Genomic DNA, 21927 nt, shown 5'->3' with positions numbered 1-21927 from the left:
GCTCCATCTGCATATTGGAAATGCAATCCTTGATCTTTCCAGCACCTAAAAGGGTGAGCTTGGTCACATCATAGGGCTTCCAGCCGGTAGCGATGACAATGCTCCCTACATTCAGGGTGATGTCCTTTTCCTTTTCATTCAAATCGATGTACTCATTCTGGGCGAGCACATTTTTGTCAGCATCCGACAGATTATCCGTGTCGACAACGTATCTGGACGGAAAGGCAAAGGGCACATCCTTGTAGACAGCCTTACGAAAACTCAGTCCGAAGTTGAATTCGTCTTCGACGTTCATGGAGAGTTTACCCGCCAGTTCGTCGAGCTCAACGGACTGAGGAGCTGTATGTCTGGGCCGAACCTTCACGCTGACTTCGTAATTTCCCACTTCGCCGGAGACTGCAGTCACCTCGGCCATGGTGAAGCATTTCACGTTAGGATTCTTTTTCAGTCGTTGGAACTGAATTTCCAGTCCGCAAGACGGAGGACACAATTTGGGGAAATATTTATTCAGCTGCGAAACGCGGCCACCAAGAAAAGGGCTCTTCTCAATGAGGAACACCTCGTGACCCACTTCTGCAGCCTCCAGTGCGGCGGTAATCCCACTGAATCCCCCACCAATTACTAAAATGCTGCTTGTAGACATTATCTTCCTCCAGGGGAACAATCTTATGCATCCATAATACGAACAAAATGGCCTAAGCCGAAACTAGAACCCTGATGTCATAGCTTTGGCATAGACCATTTCATGAACATCAAATAACTGCGGGCCATAAGCGGCCCGCAGTTATTTAACATGCCCTATTAATCAGGGATGACCTGGTAGTAAGGCCGCTTGTAAACAACGGTCTCACCGGTAGCAGGATTGTACTTGGAGTTACAGAAGCACTTCCATTTGGAATCGTCAAGACCCATGAAGTCAGCACGATAGTAGAAACCGGGATAACGGGTTTCCTTACGGAACATGATGTGCTGCATGTGCAGACGAACGGTCCACAGACGATGATAGTTCTCCCAGCAGCGAAGCAGTTCGTGGAGGTCACGGGCGGCCAGCTTCAGGGAATCTTCTTCGAGCATATCCAGAAGGTTGAAACCGGTCTTCAAGGAATTCTCGGAGCAGATGTAGTTTGTGGCAATACCACCACCGTATTCATCAGTAGCCTTGATCAGACGCATCATGAAGTTCTTGGGGCTGATGAAGTTGGGGTTGACGTTACAGTCGGTGGAGGCAGCTTCGTTCGCGGTATAGGTATACCAGGGCTGATAGATTTCCTTGGCCAGATCTTCGACTTTTTCCTTGATGGCAGGCTTGTAATCCTTGTGATCGACAACCCAGCGAACCATCTGCTTACCGGTGATGCGACCTTCAGCATGGGAACCGGAGGAGAACTTATGACCGGAAGCGCCGACACCATCAGCACAGGTGAAGAGACCGTTGACGGTGGTCATACGGTTGTAGACCTTGCCGTTGTCAGCCTTGACCTTGTAATCTTCGGGGACCCAGTCCTCGTCGGGACCGGAAGTCCAGATACCACAACAACCCGAATGAGAACCAAGCAGATAGGGTTCGGAAGGAGCAAGCTCGGAACCGACCTTTTCAGGCTCGATGTTCATAGCGGCCCACAGGTTGGCCTGACCAACACACATGTCCAGGAAGTCTTCCCAGGCTTCGGCTTCAAGCTGCTTCTGCTCGGGCTCGGTCATGGTAGCAAACGTGGACTGCAGAGCGCCAGCGGTATCCATGTAGATGGGACCGCGACCATCGCGCATTTCACGAAGCATCATGTGGTTACGCAGACAGGTGGGGATGACGTTGCCCTTTGCGTAGCCGCGCTTCTCGTAAGGAGCGAGCATGGCAGCGTTTTTGACACAATAGTCCTCACCGAAAGCATTGGTTGCCTTGGCCTTGAACAGCAGGAACCATGCACCAACAGGACCGTAACCATCCTTGAAACGACAGGGGACGAAACGGTTTTCCATCATGGTCATTTCAGCACCGGCCTGAGCACACATGGTGTAGGTGGAACCGGCGTTCCATACGGGGTACCAGGCACGACCGAGACCTTCACCGGTGGACCGGGGACGGTATACGTTAACGGCACCACCACAGGCAACGAGCATGGCGTTGGTCTTGAAAAGGATGACCTTGTTTTCACGAACGGAAAAACCGACGGCGCCAGCAACCCTGTTGGGCTCGTTGGCATCCAGAAGCAGTTTCACGATGAACATGCGTTCCATGTAACGGTCTTCGCCCAAAACGTTCTTCGCAGCTTCAGCGACGATACATTTGTAGGATTCACCGTTGATCATGATCTGCCACTTACCTTCGTTGACGGGGGCGTCGCCATTGCGCAGGGATTTGCCCTTGGCCTTGGCTTTGGCACCATTGAGGATTTTGCCGTCGTCGTCACGGATCCAGATGGGCAGGCCCCATTCTTCAAACAGTTTGACACTGTCATCGACGTGACGGCCGACATCAAAGATCAAGTCGTCGCGAACGAGGCCCATGAGGTCGGTACGGACCATGCGGACGTAATCGTCGGGATCGTTCTTGCCCATGTAGGTGTTGATGGCGGAAAGTCCCTGGGCAACAGCGCCGGAACGTTCCAGAGCGGCCTTGTCCAGGAGAAAGATCTTGATGTCGCCACCGACCTTGTCGGCCCAGCGAACGGCTTCGACAGCGGCGCCACAGCAACCCATGCCGCCACCAACGAGTAGGATGTCAACATCCATTTCTTCAACAGTAGGCTCAGCGAGAGCGATCCCTCTGGGCTGTTCTTTTACAGGAATACGAGGCATTTTTGCTCCTCCTTGAATGTATTAGAGATAAAACGGATTAAATTCCTTTTGTCACGGCTACTTGTGAGCAGCGGAAACCCAAGTTTCGGAGAGATCAGCGTCTTCGACGTCGAACTTCTTGTTCAGAACTTCCTTGGGAGTGACAATCTCGGTCTCGTTGAACATCAGGCTGTCTTCGAGATCACCGGCTTCGGGCTTTCCCTCGAAAGGCTTGATGGAACCTTCAGGAGTGGTCCGGATGGGGAATTTGAAACGTTTTACCTGACCATTGCGGAACTGAATGGTCCACATGATGTCTTCAGCACTCCGCATGGGGATGGAGGTACCACCCATGGGTGCGAAGTCGGCATAAGGACGAGCGGTGATAGCGCCCTGGGGACAGATCTTGACACAGGAATAACACTCCCAGCAACCTTCGGGCTCCTGGTTGTATGCCTTCATCTCATCAGGATCGAGGATCATCAGGTCGTTGGGGCAGACGTACATGCAGGCAGTCTTTTCGCCGCCCTTACAGCCGTCACACTTTTCCGGGTTTACATAGGTTGGCATAATTTCCTCCTACTCTAAGAGTTTGTTAACACATAACCACGTTACCGCTCATGAAGCCTAAGCTGAGTGTTCGAGACAGACTCGAAAATTCCGGCCTTCCCTTCCACTACCATCAACTAGCTTTGAAGCGGGATTATCAAGCCGCACATAGCGTGTCAAGGAGAAAGTGAAAAAAATCGCAAGGTGGCGCACCGGGCTCTTCGCCTCTCCGGCCAACAGGTTTTTCCACACACGCTACAGGTCATCTCAAAGGACATGACGATGATACGGGGAGAGACCATTTGATCTCTCCCCGGTTGTACTGAACCACACAAGAAACAAATTATTTCATGTCTGAAGCAGATGCTGCCTTCTGCATCTTGACCTCGACCTTTTCAGTCAGATTCTCGTAGTATTCGCGCAGCAATACGAGGACTTCGTCACGACCGAAATGATCAGGAACATCCTGGCCTTCGGAAAGGGCCTTGCGCAACTTTGTTCCGGAGAGGATGACACGGTCTTCCTTGGTATGGGGGCAGGTTCTCATGGAGGCCATGCCATCACACTTGAAGCAGTAGAAGGTCCAGTCGATCTTCAAAGGTTCGCACAGGAGCGCCTTGCCCGGATCGGGACATGCATCCTTAACATAGGGGATCCTGTCGAAAATTTCCTGGGCTTCAAACAGACCGTAGAAATCGCCAACGCCGGCATGGTCACGACCAATGATCATACGGTTGACACCATAGTTCTGGCGGAAAGTGGCGTGCAGCAGGCCTTCGCGAGGACCGGCATAGCGCATGTCCAGAGGATATCCGCCCTGCACGATGTTTTCATTCACAAAATAGTAATCGATCAGTGTGTCGATGCATTTGATACGGACTTCAGCCGGGATGTCGCCGGGCTTCAGATTACCGATCAGGGAGTGGATGAATACACCGTCACAGACTTCAATGGCGATCTTGGCCAAAAATTCATGGGAACGATGCATGGGATTACGAAGCTGCAGAGCGGCGACAGTGGACCATCCGCGTTCTTCGAAGGTGGCGCGGGCTTCGGCAGGAGTCATATAGCAGCCAGGAAATCTTTCGCGATAGTCGCCTTCGGAGAGAACCTTGACGGGACCGGCAATATTGAAAGGCTGCTGGGCCATGACCATCTTGACGCCAGGATGATCCTCGAGAGCGATCTTCATGAAGTCGCCCTGAGAGTCTTCGCCATTGCCCTTGAAGACCTTTTCGCACTCGTAGAGCTTGTCGTCTTCGGTCATCTCGTATTTTTCTTCGATCTTCATGGTAGCCATCATGACATCCTTCTTGGGATCCCAGAGAGCGACTTCGTCGCCTTCCTTGATCTCAGCAGCGTCTTCGGCAGAGATGTCCAGGGTGATGGGGATGGGCCAGAAGGTACCATCGGTCATTGTAAAATTGTCACATACGCTCTTCCAGTCGGCCTTGCCCATGAAGCCGGTCAAAGGGCTGAATCCGCCGATACCCATCATGATCAAGTCACCCTTGGCACGGGGGGAAATAGCGATACGCTTGAGGCCTTCGGCCTTTTTCTGTTCAGCGGCGAGAGCATCGCCTTCAAGCAAAGCACAAACCAAACCTTTACCACCATGTGGTGCAACCAAAGCCATAATAGAACCTCCTTTCAGTGTGGGACATGTGTATGTCTTCATCGACGCTAGCAAATAACGTGTTCACTGTTTACAGCGAAAGGATTCCGATTTCAAGCATTTTGTGAATTTTTTATCATGTTATCCTTAACCACCTAAAAATTCAGTTATTATGCATGCCACCAGTCCATCTCGCCGCCAACAGCGTGGTATAAAGCAATGACGATGCCAGGCGATTCTTTTGCCCAACACGGTGATATTCCTGATGCCACCTGGGATATTTATGTTCCATTCTTCACAACCCGTTGCCCTGATTTGACACCCTGTAAAGGATTCTGACATCTTTTTGTGGCTGATACAAGCATGGTTGCATCGAGTCGCCCGACATGACCAGGATGGGAGAAAAGGGGTCGCTGACAGTAAAAATATCTCCGGTCTGGCTGCCAGGCTGGTATCGACCCTTTGAGCCAGTCGACAGGATCGAGCAACAGCAAACGCTGCTGACAAAATCGTACCCAATAAAAAGGTTGAGTTTCACTCATCTTCTCTTTAAAGTATCTCACTTTATTTCACTCTTTTTCCAGGCGAATCCCATGAACCGATCCGAACGACCCAAAACCATATCTCTTTCCCAGGAAATCGAATTGCTGGACGAAAAGATCGCCGCCCTGGTGGGTGAACGTACCCAGCTTCTGGCCAAGGCTGCGGGCTCGCGCAAACGCAAACGTGTTTCCATTATTGATGCCGGCCAGGAAAAACGATTGTGGTCCATCTGGAGCAAGGCCTTTGAAAAACACGATCTCGACAAGGCCAATCTGCGGAAACTCTTTTTGATCATCAACTCCCTTGCCTACGCCCAGGCCGAGCAGAAAAGCGGCAAGGCCAGGGGTGCGTTTTGCATGTACCCACGCAAACAGCCCCTTCAGATTGATATCCAGGGTCCCCGAGATACCCTCCAGACCCGAGTGGCCATCACCCTCGCGACCCATTGTTCTACACCCTTCATCCTGAACCATTTCCAGTGCAGCGATGTGAATATCGAGCTGATCAAGGGATTGAACCAGGCCGGGGCGTCCCTTTCCTGGGACCGATCTTCCTTCAAGAGCCAGCCCGGCAAAGAATTTTCCATGGATGGAAAGGTCATTTTCTGCGGCAGCTGCACCTTCAATTTTTACCTGCTCCTGTGTCTGGGCCTGGTCAAACCCGGACAGATCAAATTCACAGGCAATTCGAGCACAAAGCTCTTTGATCTGCGCCCTATCCAGAAATTTCTCCCCCAGCTTGGGGCCCGGATGACAATCATCGATCCCCATGCCAACGGCCTTCCTGTCCGTCTTGAAACCGCCGGACACCTGCCCGAACGCGTCGAAATTCCATGGGATATCGAAACATCCTTCATCCTGGCCCTGGCTGTGACCGCGCCCCTTTTTCCCAAAGGACTCACACTCACACTCAAAAACGAGGCCTTTGCCAAATCTGTGGCCGATCCGATTAAACAGATTCTGGACCAGTTCAACATTTCCATCCGCCAGGAGGGAAATTGTATCGCCATTCCCCCCCGCAGGCCGGAATGCAGGAAAGGCCAGGTGGCAATCCCCATTGACCGTTCCCTTGGCAGTTACCTCCTGGCCTTGCCCTTTTTCAGAGAAGGCAAGGCACATCTTAGCGGCCAATGGGTCGAAGGGGACGACCCCGCCCTTTCCATCGCCTCGTTGTTCACTGAGTTTGGGATCAGCCTGAACATGACCGACAAGGGCATTGAATCATCCTGCGAGGGTCGCCCCGATGGGGTCTATGTGGATATTTCCGAACGGGAAATGTTTTTCCCCCTGGTCACGGCCATGTGCCTCGGGGTGACCAAAAACGCGACCATCACATGCGGTTCTTTAACGAACCAATTGGCCCATGCCGAAGATTTTCTCAATTTTCTCGGTGTGGACCATACCATTAAAAAAGACCGGATCGATATCCGCCCCACTGGTTCACGATCCACACCGCCTGCCGATGCATGGGAAAGCCCCTCTCCCCTGTGGACCGTGGCCTATGTCATGGCCTCCTTTGTCATTCCGGGCATCTGTCTGGCCAATCCCGGTGAACTCACAGCCCTTTGGCCGGATTTCTGGACCACATTCAACAATCTGCCCCGACCCCAGGACGCCATGCGATCCACCCGGCCCGGGCCCAAAAAGGTTTCCAATGAGCACAAACCCAAGCGAATCAAAATTACCAACACCTGAAGAACTTGAAGCCGAGATAACAGCCTTTTCCAAGGAGCGCACCGAGTGCGAGGCCAAGGCCAGGGAGCTTCTTCTGCAGGAAGACCCTTCTAAGGGGATCTTCTTTCCCCAGGAGATATTTCAGCTCAAACAGGACAAACTGCGTCTTGAAACAGAAATTCTCTTTCGAAAGAACAAGCTCGCCCGAATGCGCTTCGAGCAATAGCCGATAGTTACCCAGCCAAGGATCCATCGCTCTCTTTATGCGACAATCCGAATTGCTGCGAAGCGGATTTCCCGTTTCGATCTTTTTTTCAAATGGATTTGAAAATACAGGATAGGCCATGTCCAGCACATTGACCCAAAAAATCATAGCCGATCATCTTGTTGACGGCGAGATGCGTCCCGGCCGGGAGATATCCCTGCGCATCGACCAGACCCTGACCCAGGATGCCACAGGAACCATGGCCTATCTGCAGCTCGAGGCCATGGGCATTTCCCGGGTCAAGACCGATCTTTCCGTCAGCTACGTCGATCACAACACCTTGCAGATGGGGTTTAAAAACCCTGACGACCACCGGTTTCTCAGATCCATTGCCGCCCGGTACGGGATCGTTTTTTCTCCCCCCGGTACCGGTATCTGCCACCAGCTTCATCTGGAAAATTTCGCCAAGCCCGGCACCACCCTTATAGGATCGGACAGTCATACCCCCACCGCTGGAGGCCTCGGATCCCTGGCCATGGGGGCGGGGGGACTTTCCGTGGCCCTGGCCATGGCCGGCCATCCGTATACCTTGCCCATGCCCAGGGTCTTTCGGATTCATCTGACAGGAAAACTTCGAGGCTTTGCAACCGCCAAGGACATCATCCTCCATCTTCTCGGAGAACTCACGGTCAAGGGGGGAGTCGGTGCGGTCATGGAATACGATGGCCCAGGTGTATCAACCCTGAGCGTCCCCGAACGGGCCACAATCACCAACATGGGTGCCGAGCTCGGGGCTACGGGTTCCGTGTTTCCTTCGGACAACAACACCCGGTCTTTTTTGAAAGCCATGGGCCGCGAATCTGATTTCAGTCCCTTGGCCGCTGACCCGGATGCGACCTATGACCGAGAGATCACCATCGATCTTGACGCCTTGGAACCCCTGGTCGCAGCTCCGCACATGCCCGACAAGGTCGTTCCCGTGCGCAAACTTGCCGGGCTGAAGGTTGATCAGGTGGCCATTGGCTCATGCACCAACTCCTCCTTCGCCGACCTGACCCAGGTAGCAACCATCTTCTCGGACAAAACAACCGCCGAGACAACTGACGTCCTCATCGCCCCGGGGTCCAGGCAGGTTCTCAAACTGCTCGTGCGCAACAATCTTCTTGAACCGATCATCGATGCGGGCGGACGGCTGCTCGAATGCGCCTGCGGCCCGTGCATCGGCATGGGGGGATCCCCCTGTTCCGGCGGCGTGAGCGTTCGAACCTTCAACCGGAACTTCGAGGGACGCAGTGCCACTCTCGACGCTCAGGTCTATCTGGCCAGTCCGGTCACTGCGGCCTATTGTGCGCTCAACGGGGCATTCACCGATCCGGCCACCTGGGGAGAGGAGATTGTCAGACCCGAGCTTCCCGCAGACATCCCCTCCATCCGGGACATGTTCGTTTTCCCTCCGGAACATGGCCAGGACGTGCCCATTGTTCGCGGCCCCAATATTGTCGCCCTGGAAACCTTTTCCCCGCTGCCCGATCGTATCGCCCTGCCGGTAACCTTAAAGGTCGGGGACAATATCACCACGGACCACATCCTCCCGGGTGGGGCAGAAATCACTTCTCTGCGATCGAACATCCCGGCCATCAGTGAATTCATCTTCTCCCGAACGGATCAGGCTTTTGTCACACGGGCCAAACAGGCGAAGGAAAGCATCATCGTTGGAGGAGAAAACTACGGCCAGGGTTCGAGCCGTGAGCATGCGGCCTTGGCTCCGAGGCACCTGGGGATCCGAATCGTCATCGCCAAATCCTTTGCACGCATCCATATGGCCAATCTGATCAACTTCGGCATCCTTCCCCTCGTCTTTGCCGACCCGGCTGATTACGACAAGGTGACCCTGGCTGCGACCATGTCCCTGACCACCGCCGAGATCCGCCCCAAACAAACCGTTGCCGCGCTTCTTGATACCGGAACCACGATTCGTTTGGCCCATGAGTTGACCGAAAAAGACATTGCCATTATCAGGATCGGCGGATTGCTCAATTACGTCAAGAATCAACCTCAAAACGTGTAGTCGGCAAGAAACGTACTTCCCTGAACGGAATCCGCGTCTTCCACCTTGTTGATAACCGCCATATCGGAGAAACAATGCTCGATATCATCCGTCAGCACTCACAATCCTGGGGAGTCAAACTCCTGTTCGGACTCATCGTCCTGGTCTTTGTTTTCTGGGGCGTCGGCAGTTTTACGAACGACAACGTCAATATCCTGGCCAAGGTCAACGAACGTGTCATCACGGTCCAGGATTTTATGCAGGAATATGAGAGCCGTCTTGAGGCCCTGCGCCAGCAGCGCCCGAACCTTTCCTCTGAAGACATTCGGGCCATGCAGTTCAAACAGCAGGTTTTCAATGCCATGATCGATCAGGAACTTCTTTCGGAGCTGGCTGACAAGGAAGGTGTCATGGTCTCCGATGTAGAGCTCAGAAATGCCATCATGAACATGCCGGTCTTTTTGAACGAGGCAGAACAATTCGACAGGGACAGATATCAGTCCCTGCTCCAGGCCAACAGAATGACCCCGGCCCAATTTGAATCAAGTTTTGCTCAGGATCTGAAAACCAGCAAGATCCGGGAATACTTCACCCTTCCCGGCATGATCAGTGAAGAGGAGGCCAGGGATTTCTTCCTCTTTGCCCGGGAACAGGCCCGTATCGACTATGTCCTGTTCAACCAGGCCGACTATGTTGACCAGGTCACCCCGTCCCCGGAGCAGATCACGGCCTACTACGAAGACCACAAGGACGAGTTCGCCGTACCGACCAAGATACAGGTCGAGTATCTCCTCCTCTCCCCCGAGACCCTGGCCGCTGGCGAAGAAATCCCCGAACCCGCCATTGAGGCTTATTACGCGGCCCATACTGACGAATTCATGCAGGAAGAACAGGTCAAGGCCAGACATATCCTGATCAAGGTGCCCGAAGATGCCGGAGACGAAGAGGTGAACACGGCCCGCAAACAGATTGAAGAGATCCTTGCCAAATACAAGAAGGGTGCCTCGTTTGAGGATTTGGCGACCACCTTTTCCCAGGGTCCGAGCAGGGCGCAGGGCGGAGATCTTGGCTGGTTTTCCAGGGGAAACATGGTCCCGGAATTTGAACAGGCCGCCTTTGATCTTGAGAAAGGCCAGGTCAGCGAACCGATCCGAACTGCCTTTGGATTCCACCTGATCCTGGTCGAAGACCGCATGCCCGAAGGGATCAGTCCTCTGGACAAGGTTCGTGACGACATTCGGATCAAGCTGGCCGAAGATCAGGCTGCCGACTCCATCCAGGATGCCCTGGATCAGGTTCTTGAGATGGTCATCACCGGAGAGGATTTGGACAAGGCAGGAGAATCTTTGAACGTGGATATAAAGACCACGGATTTTTTCACCCAAGCCGAAGGTCCCAGGGAAATCGAGATCCCCTCTGAAGCCGTTGGCACATTGTTCGCGCTTATGGATGGTGAAACCACCCAGGCACCCATCCTCCTGGAGGACGGCTACCTCATGGCCAAAAAGGTCGCTGAAGATGCCGCCCACACCCTGGAGATCGATGCGGTCAAGCCACGGATCGTCTCGGCCCTCAAGCAGGAAGGGGCCAAGGCCATCGCCCAGGAAAAAGCCAAAACCGAACTCGCTCAACGGCTCAAGGATCCGAAAACGAGTCTCGATGACCAGATCAAGACCAGTGAAGCCTTTGGAAGACAGGGTTTTATCCCTGGCCTGGGCATGAACCCCGAACTGGTTGAAAAGGTTTTCAGCACTGAGGATACAAACTGGTTTGACACCACCTTCCCTGTGACCACCGGTGTTGTCCTGGCCAGGGTGAATGAGCGCATCAAACCGGACACCGAGGCCTGGGACAAGGAATCCTCCTACTGGACCATGACCCTGGAGCAGGCCCGCAAGCAGGAATTGTTCTCCGCACTGCTCGATGCCCTGCGCGCTCAGGCGACCATCGAGGTCCTGAACCAGCGGGTGCTGGAAAACTGATCCGCGCTTGTGCTTCGATCGCACATACAAAACGCGGCAGCCATGAACTCATGGCTGCCGCGTTTTGTATCTGTCTCCTGCAGATTCCAGCATCTTCATACCGGATCAGGCTCCACATCGACCCAGGCGACCTCTGGAAGAATCTTTGGATGGAGATGGAGAATCGCCAGCCCGGGCAACCCATCCCGAGGTGCCATCAGAGAACCGGGATTGATAACCATGGGTCCTCCCGGAATAACCTTTTGGTCCCGCGCGTGGGTGTGCCCATAGAGGATAAGATCGTATCCCGGCCCAAAGGAGTCGAGAACACTTTTCCAGACAGCACTTCGCGGCCCCCAGCCATGGGCTGCGCCGATCCTGAAGCCGTCCAGGGACAAGGTTCGGGTCACAGGAACCTCCTGGGCCCAGCTTCCGAAATCACAATTCCCGCGAACGCTATAGAATCGGGGATGCTGATGAAAAAAACCATTCACCTCTTCCCCGACCATGTCTCCAAGGTGAATGAGCACATCGGCCCCGGCCATGAACCGTTCGTAGAGATTTTCGAGTTCACGATTCACGACATATTGATGCGTATCCGAAATCACTGCCACCTGCATATACCCACCTTGTTTTACTGCGCCCTGCGTACTGAGTACTGCGCACTCCTTGCTTCTCATTTGGTAGTAAAGGTATACACCCCGTCCCACGTTTCGGGCGGATCGGACATAAGCTGCCCAAGTCTCGTCCGGTAAAGCGAAATAACCGGATCCTGGGGAGACGCTTTTTGAAGTCCGGCAAACGTTCTATCCGCCTCGAGAAAATGCCCCTGCTCGTAAAGACGCCGAGCCTCCTCGTATTCGGCCAGGTAGCCGAGCGGACAGGCCACGTTTTCGATCTTTTTACCCAGAAGTTCATAAATGGCCACAGGATCTCCCTTGCCCTTGACTCGAACCCGGTCCAGGCAACGGACCCAGAACCCGTCCCCGAGCTGATCCAGAGTGGCTTGACTGATAATGATCTGCGTTTTGTAGACCTTGTTCAGCCCCTCCAATCGTGACCCCAGGTTCACGTTATCCCCCATGACCGTGTAGTCAAATCGATCCCGCGATCCCATATTTCCGGCAACCATGGGTCCGGTATTCACGCCCACCCCGATCCTAAGAGGTGGAGGCGGACCGCTCTTCCCCCAATCCTGGACCTTCCACGTGTCGTTGAGCTTTTCCAGTCGCTCGATCATCTCCAGAGCCACCAGACAGCCCATGCGCGCATGGTCGGGATAATGACGGGGGGCCCCGAACACGGCCATGACCGCATCACCGATGTACTTGTCGAGCAGTCCGCGCCTGGCCATGACAATACCTGTCATTTCGGTAAGATAGTCATTAAGCAGACGAACCAGGGCCTCAGGGGAAAGTCTTTCCGAGATGGACGTAAACCCGCGGATATCGGAAAAAAGAACGGTCAGGTCCTGTTTGACCCCTCCAAGCCGCAGTTTTTCAGGATCATCGACCACATCCTCGACCACATGGGGGTCCAGATATTTGCTAAAGGCCTGTCGGATTTGCCGTTTCTGCTTGTCCGCAAAGATGAACCGATAGACATTGAGCCCCAGATAGCAGGTCAAAAAGGTGGTCAGGGGATAAATCAGGTTGAGCCAATAGAGACGCTGGACAAAAAAATACTGATTCACAACGAGATAGCCGGCAAAAAGAATCACGAATCCGAATACGGAACCCACCGGATTCATCCGCCACAAAAAGACCAGACAGATCAGACCGAGTCCGATGATGGCTGTCAGGTCGAACAGGGGTGCCCACCCCGGCTTACGGATGAAGTCTTGCTGAAGGATATTGTCCAAAGCAGTGGCCTGAACCTCGAGCCCGGGATAGGCCACCCCATAGGGGGTAACCCGAAGATCATACACAGCCGGGGCTGTCACGCCGACCATGAGAAATTTGTCTGTCAACAGATCTTTTTCCGCTGTGCCCTGAAGAATTTTCCAGGCCGGAACATGGGCAATAGTTTTTTCCGGACCCCGGTAGTTCAGAATGACCCGACCGGATTCGTCACTGGGAACAAACCTGTCACCGAGCTCGACACCCATGAGCCCCAGCGGTCCAAGGAGAATGGTCGGCGGCTTGCGGGAATCGGTCAGACAGGCAAGGGCCGCGGCCAGGGGTTGGTAGAATTGTCCGCCATAGGACATGGTCAAGGGATATCTGCGGATGGTTCCATCACCATCGGGAAGAATATTGAAAAAGGCCTGGGAAGAGGCTGCCCGAGCCAGAATTTCGATATTTGTGCGCGCCTTGCGGGCCCGGGGCACGGGAGGCTCCTTGATCTCGACATTTTTCACTGTCTTCTGGATCGGATAGGAGGCCGCCCTGTCCAGGGTATGCTCGATCCTTTGGGCGTCTGATGCCAGATTGAAATAATACCCGAGAATTTGCGGGGAAGTGGCGTTTTGCAGGGCAAGGGCGAGCTGAAGATCGGCATTGGTGGCTGTGAGACGATTTTTCAGATACCCCATCAATTCGGGGGTTACCTTGATTCCCAGCTCTGCCGCATGCTTGGCCAGCAGAAGGATCTCGTTTTGCGCGGGATTTTCCTGAGAATCGAAAAAGCTGATGTCATACCCCACGGCCCGGGGTGAATGGCTGTCGATCTTCCTGGCCAGTTTGGCCATGACATCACGGGACCAGGGCCATCGCCCGATCTTTTCCAGGCTTTCCTCGTCAATGGCCACGATGCTTACCTGCTCGCTGGTAGCAATGGGCCCACGCGCCCGCAAACGCAGATCAAAGGCCTTGAGCTCGAGTTCCTCCAAAAAGGGAAACCCGGTCAGATAGCCGCACGACACCACGATAACCACGGTCAATGTGATCGCCAGAGGCCAGAGAACATCCTTGAACCATTTCCCTCCCATCACTCCCCCACACGGAATTCGCATTCAACCCGGATCAATGCGCAGTGGTCTTCAGCTACGCGAAGTCCCTGCAATTGATCGGAAAAATCTTCCATAAATCCGATAAAATCCTTGGTCCCTGAAACAGCCGCGATCTGTGCAACCCTCACCCGGGCCTCGTCGTCAAACTCCAAAAGAACGACAGCTCGCCCCCTTCCCGCTGGTTGTGCCGGTTCCCATCGGGTCAGAACGCCCTTTCGAACAGCCCGCAGAATATCCCTGGTCGTCTTTTCCACCTGCCCGAGTTTGTTTGCACCGTTAACAATACGCATAGGCAGCAGGTTCTCAGCCGGAGAGCCCTGTGGGGCCATTTCCTGCGTGGCAAGGGGACGAACCATGATTCCAGATTTCAGGGATGCGAGTTCCAGAGTCGGCATATTCTGATTTTCGGAATACGACCTGAAAACCTCGGAAACGATCAATCCGGCAACAAGCAGATGCAGACCGATGGCAAGCCCGAAAGCGAGAACAAGCCACACAAGGTATCCATGCCTCTCATGATTTTCGATGCCCATTTCCCCTGGACCACCATGACTTGTCCGGACGGTCGAACCACCATCTGTCAATGCCTGTGCGCATGATCTCGTCGGCCAATTCCCGGGCTTCCTCGGTGCGCAACCTGGGCAGGGCACCGTCCAGCCACTTGGCGGCAAAGGTGTTGCCAAGATCCGCCTCTTCCTTCAGATTGAGGATGAAATCCAGCTGATCCGCATCCTGGGCGATGCGTGCCTCCAAGGTTTGGGTCGCCTCCAATTCCCGCCACTGCTCGATCATCTCCTTGCCCATTCCGGTGCCCTCGGTGGCATGACGCAAGGCCTTTTCCACATCACAGGTGTTGTAAATCCGGTTGACATAATTGAAATCGCCGATCCGGGCCTCATGAATGTCGTGAAACAGGCAGAGGCAGACCGTGTGTCCAACATCCGCGCCCATGCGTCTGGCCAGAACATATCCAATGACCGAAGTCCTGAAGGAATGCTCGGCAACATTCTCCTGTCCGGTTCCCAGAAATTGATATCCCGATCGAGGGGTCTTCCTGAGCATCCCGGCCTCGAAGAGAAAGTCGGCAATCCGGGAAAGCTCTCGGTCTTTTGAGCACGTTGTCTCACCTTTCGGAACATCGTCGTGGGGAACTCGTTTTCGGCTATCCTCTGCCATGGCGATCTTGCCTGAATTATTGTCTTTGGTAAACATGCCCTTTGAGCTAATCGGTCAGACCTGTTTGGGCAAGTAGGGAGTGCCCTCCGTCGACCAGCTGCAGGTGGCACGGATATGCGCGGGTGTGCCTCTGCAACACCTCGACGTGCGTCACAAAAAAAGGCGGCCCTTAAGGACCGCCTTTTTATGTGACGTATACTCGTTATCCAACAAATTATCCGAGTTTCCTGCTCCTGTCATGGGCCGCTTTGACCCCCTTGTACAGGGCATGCTTGACCCCGTATTTTTCCAGCTTGTTCAATCCGGCAATGGTCGTTCCCCCCGGGGAGGTGACCATCTCCTTGAGCTGGGTAATATGCAGGGAGGTCTTTTCAGCCATTTTCGCCGATCCGGTGAAGAGTCCTTTGACCATTTCAGTGGACTCATGGCGGCCAAGACCCAGACTCACTCCGGCATCGATGAGTCCTTCCATGATATGAAAAACATAGGCAGGACCCGAGCCGATCAATCCGGTAAAGGCATCAAACAGCCGTTCCTCGAGCACATAGGTTGCCCCCATGTGCTCGAGGAGATCAGTCACAAAGATCTTGTTCGCCTCACTCAAACGCTCATCGTCCAGACAGAGGGCAAAGACCCCTTTGCCCACCAGGGCAGGGGTGTTCGGCATGACCCTGACCACGGGGCAGATATTGTCGCTCAGTTTTTGGAGTCGATTGATGCTTACCCCGGCGGCGATGGAGATGAGGCAGGTGTCCGGCTTCAGGTATTCCTGGATCTCTTTCAGGACCACGGGAACCAGATGGGGTTTGACAGCCAGAAGGATGTAGGTGGATTTCTCGCACAACTCCTTCAAATGCTCGCAGGGAACGAGCCCGCAGGTTTCGCCCAGGGATTTGATCCGCTCCTTGGAGGGATCGAATCCGTAGAGGGAAACCTCTGAAAGGTCCTTGACTCCCAGGGCCATGGCCCCGCCCATATTGCCGGTTCCTATGATTCCCAGATGTTCCATGGGCTAACCCACGATCTCGAGCTGGCTGAAAAAATAGGGAATCTCCTGGGCAGCGGTCTCGGGGGCATCCGATCCATGGCAGGAATTCTTTTCAATATCCAGGGCAAAGGTTTTGCGGATGGTTCCTTCAGCGGCCTCGGCCGGATTGGTCGCACCCATGACCTCGCGGTATGTGGCTATGGCGTTTTCGCCCTCGAGCACGGAAACAACACAGGGGCCGGAGCACATGTAGGACACCAGGCTGCCGAAAAAGGGGCGCTCCTTGTGCACGGCATAGAATCCTTCGGCCTGCTCCTTGGTCAGCTGGATCATCTTCATGGCCACGATCTTGAGCCCGGCTTCCTGGATCATCTTCAGGATGGCTCCCTGCAGACCGCGTTCAACCGCATCGGGTTTCACAATGGAAAAAGTACGTTCTATCATTACGATCCTCCTCATTGACAATTGAATGGTTAAATAATGGCGCTACCTACCCCTGAGCCCTGAAAAGTGCAAGCCTGCAGGGTGGGGCACATAGATGGTTTACCCCGTTTAAAAACGGTTCGAAACCTCCTCCCCGGCCTCGGACCATCAGGCCGTTACTCAGTAGAAGATATTTTGGTACGATGTCAGAAAACGGCTTGATGAATGATGCCTGGCCCGAACAGACAATCGGGCCGCCTCAAATGGGTGAATCCGCCTCAAATATCTCCGGTGGTTGGACACGATCACCTTTGCCGTGGGGATCTCGGTCAGGGAAGCAGGTCACGCAGCCGGACCAGACGGATTGTGTGATCGCGAATCTCTTGCCAGGTTTCCAGCGCCGCCAGGGTTTCGGGATAAGGGTGTCCGATGGCAATGCAGGTTCCGGTTTTCCCGGCCACGGTCTGGGCCTTGCGCAATTGGAACAAAATAGCCTGCTCGTCCCTGACATTGTCCAGAAATACATCCCGGCGCAGATACGGGACGTCATGTTTTTTTGTCATCTCCCCCCCGCAGCTCTTTGGGGTTGTCACGCTGTCCAGGAAGAAGAGATTGCGCTCTCCAAGAACCCGCATGGCCGCATCCATCCCCAGCCTGTCTTCGGTGAATCGCGATCCCATGTGATTGTTCGCACCGACGACCCCGGGGACCATGGACAGATCACGATTCACCGTCTCGATCACGAGCTTGGGCTGCATGTCCACGAACAGGGCACCCGGACCGGGATCGGTCTCGGGATAGCTTTGAGGCTGCATGGGCAGATGCAGGATGAGTTCACAATGATACGTTCTGGCGATATCTGCCACCTCCGCGGAATACGACTCATAGGGCATGACGGAAAAGGTGATCGGAAAGGTCAGATCGGCCAGGCGATGTCCGGCCCCCAGGGATCGACCAAGATCATCCATGACAATGACCATACGGGCGTCCCCCTGCGAAACGGCGGGTGCTTTCTGCTGCGTGCGACGAGGCGCCTTGAAAACGATGTCATGGGTTTGAACGCCGTTTACCGCCAAGACCACACGATTTCCCGAGCAGTCATAGCGCAGCTCACCCCCCTGTACCAGCAAAGCGATATTCTTTCTCAGGGAATCCAGAAATCCGTCCGTATCCTGGGGACGTGCGAGTTCAAGATGCTGAAAATGGTATGCATGTCCGTTGTGCTGACGCGTATCCACGTTGCCGTGTTCGATTCCCACGGGATCATATCCATACACCACCATGGTCTGGATCAGGGCCAGATCCAGTTCTCTGATCCGGGTCTCAAGGGTTTCCGTTTTTTCCTCGTACAACCGCGCAGCGGTCTGCGGAGATTGAGGAGGCTTATGGGTAGGTTTGTGGACGGATCGTTGCGCCGGAGTGTTTGAATCTGCCGAGTGGACCGGTGGTTCTGAAACAGAATCCTGATCGGGAAGCTGCATGACTACCAGGGTGGTCAGCGCGGTCAACGCAACCACGACGACCCACAAGGCCACATGATAGCGTAAAAACCAATGAACAGAGGGCTTGGTCTTTTTTCTGGCAGCTGATTTTTTGGAAGGTGTACGTTTCTTGACGGCCATGAGGCGAATAATTTTGTAAAAAAGCCGGAGACCGTCAAGAGCACGATCTCCGGCAGGTTACCGGTGTTTAAATGAGTATCTGCATCCGCAGATTAATGGATCTGGCTGATCCGCGGAAGTTGCTTGACGAATTCCAGGGCCAGGCGAAGCTGGTTGTCCCTGGAAAGCATCTCCTCGGCCTTGCGACGATTTTCCTTTTCCTCGTCATCAGACTGGACAGCATCTGCATCGGCGTCCCCGTTCTTGCCATTGGGGTTTTCCAAATGCCTGGAAAAATCCTGTTCCCTGAATTCCAGGAAGGTCGCATCCTCGTCCGCGGAACGCGGGGGCTCAAAGGCGTATTCGATATCCGGGACAATCCCTTCGGCCTGAATGGAGCGGCCATTGGGAGTATAATACAATGCAATGGTCAGCTTGATCCCGGAGCCATCGGCCATGGGGATGATCGTCTGGACCGATCCCTTGCCAAAGGATTTTTCCCCCATGATCAGGGCACGGTTCTGATCCTGGAGCGCTCCGGCAACGATTTCCGAGGCCGAAGCCGATCCGGAATTGATGAGCACAACCATGGGGCAGGAGATGTCCGAGTCCTGCTTGTGGGCAGCAAACTCCCGTCTGGAGTTCGTATCCCGGCCCTGCGTATAGACGATCAACCCTTCAGAGAGGAAGACGTCGGACACGTCAACAGCCTGACTCAGGATTCCTCCGGGGTTGGATCTGAGATCGAGAATCAATCCCTTGAGCGACTCTTTTTTGGTATACTCGTTCAAGGCCTTGCGCATGTCATAGACGGTATTTGCCTTGAAATCGGTCACCCGCAGATACAGATACCCGGGTTCAAGCCCCTGGGTTTTCACGCTGATGGCCGGAATGATCCCCCTGACGATCTTGATCTTTTCGGGCCGGGAGCTTTCCTTGTGCAGGATGGTCAGAGTGACGGGACTGCCCTTGGGGCCGCGGATGCGGTTCACCGCCTCCATCAAGGTGATGTCCAGGGCCGATTCGCCATCGATCTCAAAGATGATGTCTCCGGCCTGAAGCCCGGCCTTGAACGCGGGGGTGTCCTCGATGGGGGCGATCACGGTGAGGCGCTTGTCCTTGATGCCTATCTGAATCCCGATCCCGCCAAACTTGCCTGAAAGATCTTCCTGGGTGACCTCGAAATCTTCCTTGCTCATGTAGGAGGAATGGGGGTCGAGTTCCTGAAGCATACCGTCGATGGCCCCGCTTATGAGCTCGTCGCGATCGATTTCCTGCACATAGTTTTCCTCGACCATATCGAGTACCTGGCTGAACCGCCTGAGCGATTCATAGGGGTCGTCCTTGGCCAGACCCGAACCGGTCGTGACCAGCAACGCCCCGAGCAGGAGGGCGGTACCCACCATATGACTCAAACGCATGAGTTCCTCCGAAATGTTTGTATCCATGTACGACCTAAAAAGGGTCATTCATCTTTGTCTATGGTTCCCGAGACGGAATCGTTATCTAAACCGCTACCGACAAGGGCTGATTCACGTCAAGCAGGTTCCAACCATTGTAAAGGATTAATGGCTTTTTGCTGAAAACGCAATTCAAAATAGAGACCGCTTCCCTTGATCAACGGATAATACCCGCACGATCCGATAACTTCGCCCTTTTCAACCTTTTGTCCTATGGTCACTCGGGACTGGGACAAAAACGCGTAAAGCGAATAATAATCCTCCCCATGAAAGACAATGACCACCCGGCCAAAACCTCGAAGTTGATCGTCATAAACGACCTTGCCCCATGATACCGCACGCACGGGATGATTCTCTGACAAAGCCAGGCTGAGGCCACGGTGCGGCGGCTGCGCCTTGGGTTGAAATCGTTCGACTACCCGCCCCTTTGCCGGCCAGGCGATATGCCCCTTGAGCTTTGAAAAAGAACGCGTATCAAGAAGTTCCAATTTGTAATGGAGATCCTTGATCGTCCCGGCAATGGCTTCGAGCTGTTCCTTGAGATCAAGTTCCCTGGACCTGACCTTCTTGACCTCGGCTAGAAAGTGCAGCCGTTTGCCAAGCAACTCTTCTTGAACCGCCCGCAACTCCCGGTCTTTGGCTTCACTGGCTTTTTTGGCATCCTCAAATTGTTTGAGATCGGCCAGGGTTTGCCTTTCAGCATCCTCGAGGGCCAAAAGCTTCCTGCCGGTTTCCGCGTACAGTGAAGACAACCAGGTGGCCTCGCGTTCCGCACGAGCCCAGGATTCCCCCTGATCGAAACGCCGACTGGTCTGTTTGGTGATGAACACGGGCCAGAGGGCGCGCACCAGGGTTTCAGCTTCCCCGCGCAGGATCTCCCTCTTTTTTCGGGAAACCTCGTAGGTCGTTTTCATGGCCTCCTGGCGACGGGTCAATGCCTTGAGTTCCTTGCGGTTGGTTGCAAGATCGGCCTCCAATTTTTGAATCCGATCTTCGATTCCGGCCAAATCCTTGAACAGGGACCTTTCCTTGGATGACAAGGCGGTTAGTGCCTTTTTTTTGGCCGATGCCCTGCTTTTTTCCCTGGCAATATCTTCCTTGATCCCTGAGGCTGTGGTGGCACAACAGATTCCCTGCCCGAAAAAAAGCCAGCAGCACAGGCTGACTGCACATACAAAAACCCATGGACGAGTCCCGTGATCACGAAATGAACCCTTCATTCTAGATTGCTCCTTCCATGAACGGCTGGAGGGGACAGGTGGCGCACAGGGTCTTGCTTTTCTTGCACCATCTCCCCCCGACACGCACGAACAACGCATGAAATTCATTGAACAGTCTAAGATCAGGATTAAGCACGTCCATGAAAAAATCCCTGAGTTCATCATAGCTGACGTCTTCGGGGACCAGGCCATGCCGTTGGCAGATCCGGGCGGTGTAGGCATCGATGACAAAGGTGGGTTTATTCAGGGCATACAAGAGAATGGAATCAGCGGTCTCAGGACCGATACCGTTGACCCCCAGCAATGCGGAGCGCAGGGAACCAAGCCCTTTGGCTGGCAAAAGATCCATATTAAAACGGCACGAGGATCGAAGAAAGGCGAGAAAATGATGCAGACGTTTGGCCTTGAGCCGGAAATATCCGGCTGGACGGATCAGCTCGGCCAACGCCTCCATGGGCAGCCCGTACATGATCTTTGCATCGAGTACCCCCGCCTCCTTGAGGTTTGCGATGGCCTTGGAAACGTTTGCCCAGTTGGTGTTCTGGGTCAAAATGGCACCCACAGCGATCTCGAAAGGCGTTTCCCCGGGCCACCAATGACTGGGGCCGAGTTCGTCGAGCATGGCCTGATACATGTTCAGGAGGAGAAATTTGCGTTGCATGGAAATACAGACAAAAGGCCCGGTTTATGGGCGCCTGGAGAGTGGTGGCCCTGATACAAGGGGCCTTGGGAGAATAGCGA

The 21927-nt window shown here is 54.2% G+C and carries 18 protein-coding genes; 4 read left to right on the top strand and 14 right to left on the bottom strand.

Annotated features, from left to right (window positions below):
- The 4 genes from ACTVJH_RS06660 to sat all read right to left on the bottom strand — a co-directional run.
- The coding region (locus ACTVJH_RS06660; protein WP_455988721.1) for an FAD-dependent oxidoreductase at positions 1-643 on the bottom strand (643 nt) is incomplete at its 3' end.
- 158 nt (positions 644-801) lie between these two features.
- Positions 802-2796 carry an adenylyl-sulfate reductase subunit alpha gene (gene aprA / locus ACTVJH_RS06655; RefSeq protein ID WP_455988719.1) on the bottom strand — a complete coding sequence of 665 codons (1995 nt, stop codon included), beginning with the start codon at positions 2794-2796 and terminating at the stop codon, positions 802-804.
- Positions 2797-2853: 57 nt separating this feature from the next.
- Positions 2854-3345: an adenylyl-sulfate reductase subunit beta gene (gene aprB / locus ACTVJH_RS06650; RefSeq protein WP_455988717.1), complete on the bottom strand. Its 492-nt coding sequence runs from the start codon at positions 3343-3345 to the stop codon at positions 2854-2856.
- Between the two features lie 322 nt (positions 3346-3667).
- Positions 3668-4963, bottom strand: coding sequence for a sulfate adenylyltransferase (sat, locus tag ACTVJH_RS06645; RefSeq protein WP_455988727.1), 1296 nt, complete (start codon positions 4961-4963; stop codon positions 3668-3670).
- Between the two features lie 569 nt (positions 4964-5532).
- On the opposite strand from sat, the gene ACTVJH_RS06640 reads away from it, so the two are divergent.
- The 4 genes from ACTVJH_RS06640 (at position 5533) to ACTVJH_RS06625 (ending at position 11389) form a co-directional block, all read left to right on the top strand.
- Positions 5533-7176, top strand: coding sequence for a hypothetical protein (locus ACTVJH_RS06640; protein ID WP_455988716.1), 1644 nt, complete (start codon positions 5533-5535; stop codon positions 7174-7176).
- Positions 7136-7381 carry a hypothetical protein gene (locus ACTVJH_RS06635; RefSeq protein ID WP_455988715.1) on the top strand — a complete coding sequence of 82 codons (246 nt, stop codon included), beginning with the start codon at positions 7136-7138 and terminating at the stop codon, positions 7379-7381. Before ACTVJH_RS06640 ends, ACTVJH_RS06635 begins: the two co-directional genes overlap by 41 nt.
- Before the next feature lie 118 nt (positions 7382-7499).
- A complete protein-coding gene (locus ACTVJH_RS06630) occupies positions 7500-9428 on the top strand; it encodes an aconitate hydratase (RefSeq protein WP_455988714.1) in 1929 nt (642 codons plus the stop codon).
- Positions 9429-9502: 74 nt separating this feature from the next.
- Complete coding sequence (locus ACTVJH_RS06625) at positions 9503-11389, top strand: SurA N-terminal domain-containing protein (protein WP_455988713.1); 1887 nt, start codon at positions 9503-9505, stop codon at positions 11387-11389.
- 95 nt (positions 11390-11484) lie between these two features.
- Here ACTVJH_RS06625 and ACTVJH_RS06620 read toward each other — a convergent pair whose 3' ends face one another.
- From ACTVJH_RS06620 to ACTVJH_RS06575, 10 genes are all read right to left on the bottom strand, one after another.
- Positions 11485-11988, bottom strand: coding sequence for a metallophosphoesterase family protein (locus ACTVJH_RS06620; protein WP_455988712.1), 504 nt, complete (start codon positions 11986-11988; stop codon positions 11485-11487).
- A 56-nt stretch (positions 11989-12044) separates the two neighbouring features.
- Positions 12045-14297 carry a CHASE2 domain-containing protein gene (locus ACTVJH_RS06615; RefSeq protein WP_455988711.1) on the bottom strand — a complete coding sequence of 751 codons (2253 nt, stop codon included), beginning with the start codon at positions 14295-14297 and terminating at the stop codon, positions 12045-12047.
- Positions 14297-14815, bottom strand: a complete 519-nt coding sequence (locus ACTVJH_RS06610) for a hypothetical protein (protein WP_455988710.1) — start codon at positions 14813-14815, stop codon at positions 14297-14299. Before ACTVJH_RS06610 ends, ACTVJH_RS06615 begins: the two co-directional genes overlap by 1 nt.
- A 16-nt stretch (positions 14816-14831) precedes the next feature.
- Positions 14832-15380, bottom strand: coding sequence for an HD domain-containing protein (locus tag ACTVJH_RS06605; protein ID WP_455988725.1), 549 nt, complete (start codon positions 15378-15380; stop codon positions 14832-14834).
- Between the two features lie 328 nt (positions 15381-15708).
- Positions 15709-16503 (bottom strand): pyrroline-5-carboxylate reductase, encoded by a 795-nt coding sequence (gene proC, locus ACTVJH_RS06600; RefSeq protein ID WP_455988709.1) that lies wholly within the window; start codon positions 16501-16503, stop codon positions 15709-15711.
- Positions 16504-16506: 3 nt separating this feature from the next.
- Complete coding sequence (gene ndk, locus ACTVJH_RS06595; protein WP_455988708.1) at positions 16507-16926, bottom strand: nucleoside-diphosphate kinase; 420 nt, start codon at positions 16924-16926, stop codon at positions 16507-16509.
- Between the two features lie 308 nt (positions 16927-17234).
- Positions 17235-18527 (bottom strand): divergent polysaccharide deacetylase family protein, encoded by a 1293-nt coding sequence (locus ACTVJH_RS06590; RefSeq protein WP_455988707.1) that lies wholly within the window; start codon positions 18525-18527, stop codon positions 17235-17237.
- A gap of 92 nt (positions 18528-18619) precedes the next feature.
- Positions 18620-19927 carry a S41 family peptidase gene (locus ACTVJH_RS06585; protein ID WP_455988705.1) on the bottom strand — a complete coding sequence of 436 codons (1308 nt, stop codon included), beginning with the start codon at positions 19925-19927 and terminating at the stop codon, positions 18620-18622.
- Between the two features lie 116 nt (positions 19928-20043).
- Entirely contained in the window at positions 20044-21186 is a 1143-nt protein-coding gene (locus ACTVJH_RS06580) for a murein hydrolase activator EnvC family protein (protein ID WP_455988704.1), read from the bottom strand.
- A 1-nt stretch (position 21187) separates the two neighbouring features.
- On the bottom strand, positions 21188-21847 hold the full coding sequence (locus ACTVJH_RS06575; RefSeq protein WP_455988702.1) for an endonuclease III domain-containing protein: 660 nt from the start codon (positions 21845-21847) through the stop codon (positions 21188-21190).
- Positions 21848-21927 lie beyond the last annotated feature (80 nt).

It is taken from the genome of Desulfoplanes sp. PS50 (assembly GCF_053851535.1).
Note: the sequence above shows the minus strand (reverse complement) of the source record. Positions and strands in the feature narration are given on the sequence as shown.